Annotated in this window: 11 protein-coding genes; 9 read left to right on the top strand and 2 right to left on the bottom strand. The window is 64.1% G+C overall.

Features of this window, described 5'->3' with window-relative positions; translation table 11 throughout:
- The first annotated feature begins 170 nt into the window (after positions 1-170).
- From ACZZZM_RS08295 to ACZZZM_RS08275, 5 genes are all read left to right on the top strand, one after another.
- Entirely contained in the window at positions 171-1,385 is a 1,215-nt protein-coding gene (locus ACZZZM_RS08295; RefSeq protein WP_463594632.1) for a hypothetical protein, read from the top strand.
- Positions 1,386-1,486: 101 nt separating this feature from the next.
- Complete coding sequence (locus ACZZZM_RS08290; RefSeq protein WP_463594631.1) at positions 1,487-3,175, top strand: GGDEF domain-containing protein; 1,689 nt, start codon at positions 1,487-1,489, stop codon at positions 3,173-3,175.
- Positions 3,176-3,248: 73 nt separating this feature from the next.
- Positions 3,249-3,452, top strand: coding sequence for a hypothetical protein (locus ACZZZM_RS08285; protein ID WP_463594630.1), 204 nt, complete (start codon positions 3,249-3,251; stop codon positions 3,450-3,452).
- A 31-nt stretch (positions 3,453-3,483) separates the two neighbouring features.
- Positions 3,484-5,160: a long-chain-fatty-acid--CoA ligase gene (locus tag ACZZZM_RS08280; RefSeq protein ID WP_463594629.1), complete on the top strand. Its 1,677-nt coding sequence runs from the start codon at positions 3,484-3,486 to the stop codon at positions 5,158-5,160.
- 232 nt (positions 5,161-5,392) lie between these two features.
- Entirely contained in the window at positions 5,393-6,226 is an 834-nt protein-coding gene (locus ACZZZM_RS08275) for a phosphatase PAP2 family protein (protein WP_463594628.1), read from the top strand.
- Between the two features lie 30 nt (positions 6,227-6,256).
- On the opposite strand, the gene ACZZZM_RS08270 is transcribed toward ACZZZM_RS08275, so the two are convergent.
- Positions 6,257-7,441 (bottom strand): tetratricopeptide repeat protein, encoded by a 1,185-nt coding sequence (locus tag ACZZZM_RS08270; RefSeq protein WP_463594627.1) that lies wholly within the window; start codon positions 7,439-7,441, stop codon positions 6,257-6,259.
- 107 nt (positions 7,442-7,548) lie between these two features.
- Positions 7,549-8,934 carry an NAD-dependent succinate-semialdehyde dehydrogenase gene (locus ACZZZM_RS08265; RefSeq protein ID WP_463594626.1) on the bottom strand — a complete coding sequence of 462 codons (1,386 nt, stop codon included), beginning with the start codon at positions 8,932-8,934 and terminating at the stop codon, positions 7,549-7,551.
- Positions 8,935-9,025: 91 nt separating this feature from the next.
- Here ACZZZM_RS08265 and ACZZZM_RS08260 point away from each other — a divergent pair, with 91 nt between their 5' ends.
- The 4 genes from ACZZZM_RS08260 (at position 9,026) to ACZZZM_RS08245 (ending at position 11,467) form a co-directional block, all read left to right on the top strand.
- Positions 9,026-9,271 carry an exodeoxyribonuclease VII small subunit gene (locus tag ACZZZM_RS08260; protein WP_463594625.1) on the top strand — a complete coding sequence of 82 codons (246 nt, stop codon included), beginning with the start codon at positions 9,026-9,028 and terminating at the stop codon, positions 9,269-9,271.
- A gap of 9 nt (positions 9,272-9,280) precedes the next feature.
- On the top strand, positions 9,281-10,180 hold the full coding sequence (locus ACZZZM_RS08255) for a polyprenyl synthetase family protein (protein ID WP_463594624.1): 900 nt from the start codon (positions 9,281-9,283) through the stop codon (positions 10,178-10,180).
- Between the two features lie 10 nt (positions 10,181-10,190).
- Positions 10,191-10,694: a pantetheine-phosphate adenylyltransferase gene (gene coaD / locus ACZZZM_RS08250; protein ID WP_463594623.1), complete on the top strand. Its 504-nt coding sequence runs from the start codon at positions 10,191-10,193 to the stop codon at positions 10,692-10,694.
- Between the two features lie 71 nt (positions 10,695-10,765).
- Positions 10,766-11,467, top strand: coding sequence for a peptidylprolyl isomerase (locus tag ACZZZM_RS08245; protein WP_463594622.1), 702 nt, complete (start codon positions 10,766-10,768; stop codon positions 11,465-11,467).
- Positions 11,468-11,473 lie beyond the last annotated feature (6 nt).

Below are 11,473 nucleotides of genomic sequence, written 5' to 3'. Positions count from 1 at the left end.
TAACGCTGGGATCGATCTCGCCCCCCGCTATCGGCATTTCCATAAGAAATATTCGAAAGGTTCAGGGAAATGTCACTCCATAGCAAGGCGGCGGTTGCCGCGAGTTTCGCAACGCTCTTCATCCTCTCCGGCACTGCCCTGCTCACGCAGAGCCTGGCCGGAATCTGAGCATGTCGCTCGATCGCAAGGCGGCGCTCGCCGCGGGTATCGCGACCCTGTGCATCGTCAGCGGCACTGCCGCTCTGGCAGCCGGTGACGATGCCCAGCCCGAGGCGCGCTACGTGATGGATGCGGGCACCATCGGCGGCTTCATGGGCCAGCCGAGCAGCCACGAGCTGACGCTGCGGCTCGGCTCGCGCGTGACCGCCAGCGGTGCGCCCAAGGCCGACCATTTCATGCCCCAGGGCGCGCGGCTCGGCGCTTCGGTGCCGCTCGAATCGCCGCTGCGCAGCACGGGCGCCGACTATACCGGTCAGTTCCAGCGTCCCAAGGGTCGGCTATTGCTCTATTGGGGCTGCGGCGAGCGCGCGGGCCCCGGCCAGCCGGTCGTGATCGACTTCGCGAAGCTCGCCAAGGGCCAGATGCCCGCCAATCTCTTCTCGACCAAGGTGCCGAGGGAAAACGGCCCGATGCCGGAAAACAGCCGCAGCTACGGCACTTGGCCAAACGGGATGACCGGCAAGAGCATCAGCCCCCAAAGCTCTTTGCTCGGCCAGCACCGCATTGCCGGCAATTACAGCCCCGAAATCGCTTTCGGTCTCGATCAGGATTTCATGGCCGGCCTCAAGGTCCGCGCATCGAACGGCGGCATGGGCTCGACTGCACTCAGCTGGAACGGATTGAACAACGCCACGGGCTATTATGCCTGGGCGATGGGCGGCCAGGACATGGGCGGCAGCGCCGGCGCCGGCAGGAACGGGGGCAGCGACATGGTCTGGTGGTCGTCCTCGGCTAGCCAGGAGTTCGGCGGCGGGCTGTGGAACTGGCTGTCGCCGGGGACCGTCAACCGGCTGATCGGCCAGAAGGTCGTGATGCCGAGCACCCAGACGAGTTGCACCGTTCCTGCCGAGGTCAAGAAGATCGCCGGCGAGCACATGATGGGCTTCGTCTATGCCTATGGCCCTGAAGCGAACTTCGCTTTCCCGGCGCGCCCGGTGAACCCCAAGACGCCATGGAAGCCGAAATGGACCGCCAAGGTGCGCTATCGCTCGATCGCGAATTTCATGACCGGCATGCCCGATATGCCCGACATGAGCGGAATGCGCGGCGGTGACGATGGTGACGATAATTACCGTCCGAGCCGCCCCCAGCCGCGCGCCAAGCAGTGCAAGCCCGGCCTGGGCGGAATGCTCCGCGGCGCGTTGACCGGCGGCGGCGCCTGCTAGCTCTGGCCTTACCTCCCTCGCCAAGCGAGGGAGGTAAGCAAAGGCACTGTTTTCCCGGCATCTTTAACCGGTTGTTCGTCATGCCGGCGTAGCAAGGATCGATGTTACGGGCCCATCTTTACCGCATGATCGCGGCGCTGATCGCGTGCATGGGCTTTCTATCGCTTCCTGCCCCAGCAAACGCCCAGTCCGCAATCACCGGGCGCCCGCTGGAAGTCTGCGTCTTGCGTGACACTGGCGGGATGAACGCAGCCGAGCTGATCCGGCATCCCGAACGCTTCGATTGCACCACCGATCAGCACGAATTCGGCTCGGGCGACTATTGGGTGATCTCGAAGGATATCAACCAGCGCTCGCGTTCGCGTGAGCCGCTGTCAGCCCGCACCGCCAGCGTCTGGCAGGAAAAGCTGGCGCTGCACGTCCTCTACGCGGACGGGAAGATGGTCGATATGCCGACCGACGCGCGCGGGGTGACGCCGCTGATCCAGCTTGGCGCCCTCGTCGAATATCCGCTGCCGCGCATGCAGGCCGAGATCGTCAGATTGCTATGGCACGTCCAGGGATCGGCGAATGCGCGCGGGATCGTGCTCGCGCCCCGCCTGGCCACCGCCGAAGAGAGCTCGCGCGCCAATCTGACGATGGCCGCGATCTATGCCGGTTTCGCCGGGCTCTGTATCGCACTGATCATCTATAATCTCGCGCTGTGGGGTGCGCTGCGGCACCGTTTCCAGCTTTATTACTGCGCGATGGTCGCCGCCCTGCTGGGCTACACCTTCTCCTCCTCGGGCGTGCTCGCCTGGGTGATGCCGGAGATCGCCAATAACGATCGGCTGCGCGTCAATTATCTGCTGCTCGGCCTAACCGGCGCCTCGGCATTGGTCTTCGCGCGCAGCTTCTTCGAGGAGCGCGTCTTTGCCGGCTGGCTCGGCAAGTACACGGCCGTCGTGGCCACAGCGATGGCCGGCGCCGGAATCCTCTTCTTCGTCTCCGCCCCCTTCTCCGTCCGCACTGCCGATTCGGTGTTCACCATGGTGTTCCTCGGCCTCGCGACGGTGGTCGGCCCGACCTTGTGGCAGGCATGGCGCAAGCGGAGCAACTTCCTCTGGCTGTTTGCGATCGGCTGGGGTGTCCCGATCCTCACTGCGATCCTGCGCACCCTGGCGGGCCTGCACTTCATTCCCTGGAATTTCTGGCTCGATAATTCGACGATGCTCTCGATGGTGGTCGAGGCGCTGATGTCGAGCCTGGCTATCGCCTATCGGATCAAGCTGCTGCGCGATGAGCGCGACTGGGCGATCGCGAGCGAAGTGATGGCGCGCCGGCTGGCCGATACCGATCCGTTGACCGGCCTGCTTAACCGCCGCGCGTTCCTCCACCAGGCGATCGGGCGCGCGGGCGATCAGCAATTGCTCGTCGCCGATCTCGATCACTTCAAACGCGTCAACGAGACGCTGGGCCATGATGGTGGCGACGAAGTGCTGCGGCTGTTCGCGCGTCTGCTGCGCACGCATGTCCCTGCCGGCGCCCTGGTGGCGCGAATGGGTGGCGAGGAATTCGCGATTCTTTCTTCCGTCTCCGAGCCGGTCGAGCCCGATGCACTGCTCGCCAGGCTCCGCCAGACGCGGATGCCATTCGATCTGCTCGTGACTGCAAGCATCGGCGGTTGCCGTGGGCCACTTACCAGCGATGTCGAATGGAAGGCGCTGTATCGCGGCGCCGATGCGGCATTGTTCGAGGCCAAGTCCGCGGGGCGTGATCGCGCCCGCAGCACGATACGCCAAGCCGCCTGATCCGTCGATTTTTCGTCGCAAATGGCGCTATCGGATTGCGGCGCTCATTCTGCTCGCGTATCAAAACATGGTCATGGTCAAGCGCAACCGTATCATCCTGGCTCTCGGAGTAGCTGCGCTGCTGCTGATGTCGCTTGCCCCCGATCGCCGCGCGGGCATCACCGTCGCGATGCAGCGCCCTGGCGATCTCGCGCCGCAAAAGGTTGAAGCCGCAGTCGATCTCGGCGTGATCGCAGTTTCGGTGCTGGTGACGTGGAGCAAGCGTCTCACCTATTGACCGGCTCCGGACCTTGCTTACACTAATGTAAATGAACGATCCCGAGTATGTCTGGCGAACCGCTTTCCGCCACCCCGGCCGATGGGACGACGATCTCCCGCCCCTCTCGATGGTTGAATTGTTCGAGACCAGCGCCGCTGCGCATCCCGACGCCAACCTCCTCGACTTTCTCGGCCGCAAATACAGCTATGGCGAGACGCTAGACGGCGCCAACCGCGTCGCCGCGGGGCTGCAGGCCCTGGGCTATGGCAAGGGTGACCGGATCGGGCTCTTCCTGCCCAACGTACCGCATTACGTCGCGGCTTATTATGGCGTGCTCAAGCTCGGCGCGACGGTCGTCAATTTTTCGCCGCTTTATTCGGTCGAAGAACTCGCCGCTCAAGTCGAGGATTCGGGCACGCGGCTGCTCTTCACCATCTCCGCCAGGGCATTGCTGCCGACCGCGCTCAAGGTGCTCGAGCAGAGCAAGCTCGAGCGCCTCGTCGTCGGATCGGTGGCCGGCGCACTGCCGCCGGCCAAGTCGCTCTTCTACCGGCTGTTCAAGGGCGGCGAAGTCACGCCGCGGCCGGAAGATTCGCGCGTCCAGGCGTTTTCCCAACTGATCGCCAATCCGGGCGTCTTCGATGCGCCGGTGATCGATCCCGAGTCCGATCTTGCGCTGATCCAATATACCGGCGGCACCACCGGTGTTCCCAAGGGCGCGATGCTCAGCCACCAGAACCTGTCGGCCAATGCCCGCCAGGTCGCCCGGCTCGATCCGCATATGGGGCAGTCGAAGGACACGATCCTCGGCATCCTCCCTTTCTTCCACGTCTTCGCCAACACCTGCGTGCTCAACCGCACCGTGCTGACCGGGGGCGAGATCGTGATGCTGCCGCGCTTCAATGCCGAGCAGGCACTGGCGGCGCTGCGCCGGACGCACCCGCGCTCGCTGCCGGGCGTTCCCACCATGTATCAGGCGCTGCTCGATGCGAAGGGGATGAAGCCGGGCGACTTCAAGTCGGTCCAGTTCTGCATCTCGGGCGGCGCGCCCTTGCCCGAAACGCTCAAGACCGAATGGGAACAGACCACCGGCGCCCGCGTGATCGAAGGCTATGGTCTGTCCGAGAGCTCGGGCGTGGTGTCGTGCAATCCCTATGAGGGGCTCAACAAGACCGGGACGATCGGCCAGCCCATGATCGGCACCCGCGTACGGCTGGTCGACAAGGAAGACCCGACGCGCCCGCCTCCTGCAGGCGAGCCCGGTGAGATCGTCGTCTCCGGTCCGCAGATCATGCGCGGCTACTGGAACCGGCCGGATACCGACGCGGAAACCTTTGTCGATGGCCATTGGCTGCGCACCGGCGATGTCGGCACCATCGATGAAGACGGCTTCATCCGCATCGTCGATCGGCTCAAGGACATGATCGCAGTCGGCGGCTTCAAGGTCTTTCCGAGCCAGATCGAAGCCGTGCTCTACAAGCATCCCGCCGTGAAGGAGGCGCTCGTGATCGGGTTGCCCGATTCCTATCATGGCGAACTGCCCCACGCCTATGTGACGCTGGACGAGGGCGCGGAGCCGACCGGCGACGAGCTTTGCCGCTGGCTCAATCCGCAATTAGGCAAGCATGAGCGCGTTGCGGAAGTGATCGTTCGTGAAAATCTGCCGAAAACGATGATCGGCAAGCTTAGCCGCAAGGATTTATTGCTGGAAGTCCAGGCCGCCTAATAATATTTCCTGGAGGGAAACATTCCGGAAATCGTATTTCTATGCGGCGATAATCTTCGCTTAACCTGAGGCCCAATAACGTCCCAGTTAGATTTGGGGGGCGGGCGTGATCAAGACAGGCGCGAACGAAATAGGGTTTACCGCGCTTTTACTAGTTGTGTGCCTGCTCCTGGCCTGGACGTACCAGCTGCCCTTCATTTTGCCATCGGCATATAGCGCGACCTTTGTGGGTGTGCATTATCTCGTCCCCCTGATCGGGTTGCTGGCGCTGATCGGTTTTGTCGGGATGCGGGGCAAATCCTATCACTACGCGCTGATCGCCCTGCCCTGCTACGCCTTCGTGCTGTGGCTGCATTTCAATATCAAGGCATGGGCGCCCTTCATCAATCCGATCAGCTATGACGCGCAATTCTGGGCGATGGATGAGCAAATGCGCTTCATCGTCGATGCCTGCCTCGCCATCCGGCGCTCGCTGGCCTGGGTGCCGGGGATCGACAGCCTCTACATGAACGGCTTCATGCTGCTCTTCTATTGCAGCTTCATCGTCCATTCGATGAAGACGCCGGAGCAGTTCCGGGTGCTTTTCCTGGCAACGCTGCTGCTTCAGGGTCTTGGCGGAATCTCCTATCTGCTGTTTCCGGCGATCGGGCCGTTCCTGTACGAAGCCGGCGCCAATCCGATGCTGAGCGATGCGCAGGCCCATATGCTCGCGGTTCGCGAGGCGACGATCGCGGGCGGCAGGGAATGGCTTGTCGCAAATGGCGGCCGCGAGTTCGTGGCGCCGCTCGGTGCGATGCCCTCGCTTCATGCCGCCGGCGGCTATCTGTTCCTATGGTTCGCATACCGGCATTGCCGGGTGCTCCTGCCCGTCTATGTGCCGCTCTTCGCCTTCATCCTGGTGGGCGCGATCGCCAATCGATTCCACTATATCGTGGATCTGCCGATCGGCATCGCGCTGGCCGCCATGTCGATCTGGCTGGCGCACTGGCTGAACGGGAGGTTGCCTTCCCATGACGTCCAGGAGCAGCCGATGGCGCCGCAGGGTGCGGAGGCCATCCCGGCTTAGGCCTATCGGAATAGACCCGGCATCCTGCCGTCACCACTGGTCACACACGCGGTTGCGGCCCTGCGCGGCCGCGGCGCAATTCTCGCGACGCTGCCGCTCCATCGTTTCCGAATATTGCTTCCACAGCGAATTGCCGTCGCGCGTCTCGCGCTGCGCCGCGGGGCCCCGCTGGGCAAATTCGCGATCGACCTGATCCATGAAGGCCAGCATGCCGGGCGCGTTTTCATGCCCCTGCGCCTTGGCTTTGCCGAGCCAATAGCGGGCCTGGGCGATGTCGAACTCCACGCCCAGCCCGCGGCGATAGGCATTGCCAAGCCAGAATTGCCCATCGGCATGGCCCTGCTCCGCGGACTTGCGGAACCAGCGCACTGCCTCCGGATAGTTTACCGCTACTCCTTTGCCCCACCACAGGCTCGAGCCGTAATCGCTCTGCCCATCGGGATCGCCATTCTCCGCCGAGAGGCGGAACCAGCGCACCGATTCGGGCAGATCCTGGCTCACGCCATTGCTGCCCTGATAATAAGCGAGGCCGAGATTATACTGCGCCGCTGCATCCCCTCCGTTGGCGGCAGCCTTGGTCCAGCGGATGAACTCGGCCGCATCCTCGGGCACGCCATTGATGCCCTGATAATAATAGGTCGAGAGATCATATTGCGCGCCGGCATGGCCTGCCTCCGCCGCCTTGCGCGTCCACAACAAAGCTTGAGCAGGGTTCTTGGCAACGCCCTCGCCTTTCGAAAACGCCCTGCCCCGTGTGCGCCACGCCGCCGGGTTTTCCCCAGCCGCCGATGCCGCAGGGGTCACCGCCGTGACGACATTGGCCACCGACGAAGCGATTCCTTTCGGCAGCTTCTTGCATGCTCCGGACCATTCCGCGTTGGTCGCGAGGCCGTCGGCGCGGACCTTGCCGAATGCCTTCTTTGCGGCATCGGTCCGATAATAAGGGGGATCCTCGGCATAGGCCGCCGTCACTGCGCGGTCCCAATCCGCAATCCGCTTGTCCAGATTGGCGACGCTATAGTCGGCGGGGAAGCTCGTGCGCCCATTCGCTGCGACCTGTTCGCGGAGGTAGCTCCACGTCGTCCAGCAGCGCATGATCTCGCTGCTGGTTATTGCCGAGGTCCCCCAGCCCTCCCCTTTGGCGACGAGCGCGGCGAGATCGGCGTCCTGCACAGAAAGCGCGAGCGACGCGGCGGCCAAGACCATTAGTTTCATCGCGCCCTCCAACAAGCAGCAAGCAGTCGCCCGCAAACTGCTGGGAGGTGCCAGGTGCCGTCAAGCGCGAGGCGATTTGCGACAGGATTTGTAATCTTTGCCCTGGATCAATCGCCGACGATCGCGGGCGCGCTGAACATCACCGCCTTGAGGTTCATGAATTCATGCATCCCCCACGGACCGAGTTCGCGGCCATGGCCGGACAGCTTGACCCCACCGAACGGCGCGGCGGGAGTCGAAGAGACCAGCGAATTGACTGCGGTCATGCCCGCTTCGATGTCTCGGGCGAAGCGCTCGACCTCGGCATCGTCCTTGGTCCAGACCGACGAGCCCAGCCCGTAGGGCACGTCGTTGGCCAGCGCGATCGCCTCGTCCAAGTCGGCGACCTTGTAGACCGCCGCGACAGGCCCGAAAATCTCCTCCTTCGCGACATCGCTTTCGGGATCGACTCCCACGAGGACACCGGGAGTCATCCACGCCCCCTCGCGCTCGATCTTCTCCGCGCCGAACAACAGGGTGGCGCCCTCGGCCTGGGCGCGCTCGACTTGCTCCAGCACGGTATCGCGCTGCTGGACGCTCGATAGCGGGCCCATCTCGCTGGCCTTGTCGGTCGGATCGCCGATCCTGACTGCCTTCATACCCGCCTCGAAGCGCTCCATGAACGCGTCATAGACCTCGGCATGGACGATCATTCGTTTCGAGCAGATGCAGCTTTGCCCGCCATTCTGGATGCGCCCGGTCACCGCTGTCTTCGCCGCGGCATCAAGATCGGCCGAGGGCATGACGATGAACGGGTCCGACCCACCAAGCTCGAGCACCACTTTCTTGAGCGCCTTGCCTGCCGCCTGCGCGACCTTGGCGCCCGCGCCTTCGCTGCCGGTGAGCGTCACCGCGACGACGCGCTTGTCGGCGATGATGTCGGCGACCTTGTCGGACTTGATCGCGAGGTTCTGGAACAGACCGTCGGGCGCGCCCGCGGCGCTTGCCAGCTGCTGGATCAGCGTAGCGCAGCCCTGGACGTTCGAAGCATGCTTCAGCAGCGCGACATTGCCCGCCATGATCGTCGGCGCGAGGAAGCGCACGACCTGCCAATAGGGGAAGTTCCACGGCATCACCGCGAGCACCGCCCCCATCGGCAACCAGCGCGCATCGGCATGCCCGCCGCCCGGCGTCTCCACGCGCACCGGCTCCAGATAGGACGGGCCATGCTCGGCATAGTGCCGGAAGCCGAGAATGCATTTCTCGACCTCGGCGATCGCTCCGCTGACCGGCTTGCCCATTTCCTTCACTGCCATTTCGGCGAGGTGCTGCTTGTTCGCCTCCCACTGGTCCGCAATCTTGGTGAGCAGTTCGGTGCGCTGATCCAGCGAGGAATTGCGCCACGCCTTGAACGCAGTAGCCGCACGAGTCAGCGCCAGTTCGATCCCCTCGCTATCCAGTTCCTCGTGCGTGCCGGCGGTTTCGCCGGTGGCGGGATTGATACTGGTGAACATTGGGACTGGCCTTTCGTCTCGCGTCGCTCGCACAAGATGTGTCGCGCATGCCAGGTTGCAATCCCCCGCTTGCCTGCCGCATAGCGCTGCCATGGCAGAAGAAGCGGATATCGCGGGGCTTTCGTTCGAGGAAGCACTCAAGGAACTGGAGCGGATCGTGGGCCGGCTCGAAAGCGGCGAGGCGCAGCTGCAGGAGGCGATCGACTTATACGAGCGCGGCGACCAGCTTCGCCGGCAATGCGCCGCGCGGCTCGACGCGGCGCAGGCCAAGATCGAGGCGATCCGCACCGACGCCGAGGGCCGGGCGGCCGGCACCGCTCCCTTCGCTGCGAACTGAGTAGCGGCGGTGGCCGAAGCCAGCCTCGCGCTGCAGACCGCGCTGCGGCAGGTGTCCGCGGAAATCGACAAGCAGTTCGATCGGCTGCTCGCCATTCCCGGCGACCCGCGTGAGAGCCTGTATCGCGCGATGCGCCACGCGACGATCGGCGGCGGCAAGCGCCTCCGCCCACTGCTGGTTACTGCCACCGCGCAATTGTTCGGTGTCGACAAGGATTGCGCAGCGCGCGTCGCGACCGCGCTCGAGTGCATCCACGTCTATTCGCTGATTCATGACGATCTGCCGGCGATGGACGATGACGACGTTCGCCGCGGCAAGCCGACCGTGCACCGCGCTTTCGACGAAGCGACTGCGATCCTGGCTGGGGACTGCCTCCATGCGCTCGCCTTCGAGATCCTCGCCGACGAAGTGACGCATCCCGATCCCTTCGTCCGCATCGAGTTGGTAGGGTGCTTGGCCCTTAGCTCGGGGCCCTCGGGCATGGCAGGCGGGCAGATGATGGATTTGCAGGCCGAGAAAGCCAGTTTCGACTTGCCGACCGTGACGCGGCTCCAGGCAATGAAGACCGGTGCGCTGATTGCCTGCTCGGTCGAGAGCGGGGCGATCCTTGCCAAGCTGCCTCCCGAGGGCCGCACCGGGCTGCGCGGCTATGCCCGCGACGTTGGCCTAGCCTTCCAGATTGCCGACGACTTGCTCGATGCCGAGGGCGACGAGGAAGTGGCCGGCAAGAAGCTTCGCAAGGATGGCCAGGCCGGCAAGGAGACCTTCCTGAGCCTGCTCGGCCCGGCGCGCGCGCGCGAACAGGCCACGCTGCTCGTCGATCGGGCGATCGCGCATCTCAAATCCTACGGCCCCGAGGCTGATCTGCTGCGCGATATTGCGCGCTACACGCTCGAACGCGACAGATAGGGGAACCCGAATGACCGACCGCACCGGCGTCTATCCCGGCACCTTCGATCCGCTCACGCTCGGCCATATGGACATCATCCGCCGCGGCGCGAAGCTGGTCGATCGGCTGGTCATCGGCGTCACCACCAATCCCAGCAAATCGCCGATGTTCACGGTCGAGGAGCGGATGGCGATGGTCGTGCGCGAAACCGCGGATATCGACGGCATCGAAGTGGTCAGCTTCGATTCGCTGCTGATGGACTTCGCCGAGCGCTGCGGCGCCAGCGTGATCGTGCGCGGCCTGCGGGCCGTCGCCGATTTCGAATATGAATATCAGATGGCGGGAATGAACCAGCAGCTGAACGACCGGATCGAGACGGTCTTCCTGATGGCCGACGTCTCGCTCCAGCCGATCGCGAGCCGGCTGGTCAAGGAAATCGCGCTCTATGGCGGCGACATCCGCAAATTCGTGCCTACACAGGTCGAGGTCGAGGTGGTCGATCGCGTCAATTCGATTGGCCGCAAGGGCAGTTGAACCCGGCTTTGCGCGCGTGCCGCTTTGCTTTAGACGTGCGCCGAACAATTTTCCGATCGAGTGGGGATGTGATGCGTTTTCTGGCAATTCTGGCCGCCGTGGCGGCGACGCTGACAGTCTCTCCCGCACTGGCGCAAGGCGGGAAGCCAAAGCCCGCGGCCGAACCGTTTCGCGGCGTCGCGGCCGATGCAGCCGATGCCAAGCCGTTGCCCGCCGTGGTCCCGGCCGATCCTGAGAACACCTGGGTGCTCGATCTCTCGACCGGCGGCCGCGTGCTGATCCGCCTGCGCCCCGATGCGGCGCCGAAGATGGTCGAGCAGGTCAAGACGCTCACCCGCAAGAAATTCTATGACGGCGTGATCTTCCACCGCGTCATCGAAGGCGAAGAGAATATGGCGCAGGCCGGCGATCCGACCGGCACCGGCACGGGCAATTCTGACCTTCCCAACGTTCCTGCAGAGTTCAATTCGCTGCCGCACGTCCGCGGTGCGGTCTCCGCTGCGCGCACGCAGGACATCAACAGCGCCAACAGCCAGTTCTTCCTGATGTTCGGCCCGCGGCTTGGCTTCGATCAGAAATACACGGTGTTCGGCCGCGTCATCGGCGGCATGGAATGGGTCGACAAGATCGAACGCGGCGAGCCGCCTGCAAACCCTACCAAGATCCTTCATGCCTATGTTCTCGCCGACAATCCCCCGGCCTATCAGGCTCCCCAGGCCGACGCCCCCAAGGCTCTGCCCGCAGGCGAAAAGCCCGCGACCCTGGTACCCTGACCGCTT

This window comes from Sphingomonas sp. AC522 (assembly GCF_979258125.1).
The sequence above is the reverse complement of the archived record's forward strand: the minus strand, read 5'-3'. Positions and strand labels throughout refer to the sequence as shown.

Coding starts and splice junctions, on each gene's coding strand:
- ACZZZM_RS08295 (WP_463594632.1), top strand. CDS start 171: ATGTCGCTCGATCGCAAGGCGGCGCTCGCCGCGGGTATCGCGACCCTG.
- ACZZZM_RS08290 (WP_463594631.1), top strand. CDS start 1,487: ATGTTACGGGCCCATCTTTACCGCATGATCGCGGCGCTGATCGCGTGC.
- ACZZZM_RS08285 (WP_463594630.1), top strand. CDS start 3,249: ATGGTCAAGCGCAACCGTATCATCCTGGCTCTCGGAGTAGCTGCGCTG.
- ACZZZM_RS08280 (WP_463594629.1), top strand. CDS start 3,484: ATGAACGATCCCGAGTATGTCTGGCGAACCGCTTTCCGCCACCCCGGC.
- ACZZZM_RS08270 (WP_463594627.1), bottom strand. CDS start 7,441: ATGAAACTAATGGTCTTGGCCGCCGCGTCGCTCGCGCTTTCTGTGCAG.
- ACZZZM_RS08265 (WP_463594626.1), bottom strand. CDS start 8,934: ATGTTCACCAGTATCAATCCCGCCACCGGCGAAACCGCCGGCACGCAC.
- ACZZZM_RS08260 (WP_463594625.1), top strand. CDS start 9,026: ATGGCAGAAGAAGCGGATATCGCGGGGCTTTCGTTCGAGGAAGCACTC.
- coaD (WP_463594623.1), top strand. CDS start 10,191: ATGACCGACCGCACCGGCGTCTATCCCGGCACCTTCGATCCGCTCACG.
- ACZZZM_RS08245 (WP_463594622.1), top strand. CDS start 10,766: ATGCGTTTTCTGGCAATTCTGGCCGCCGTGGCGGCGACGCTGACAGTC.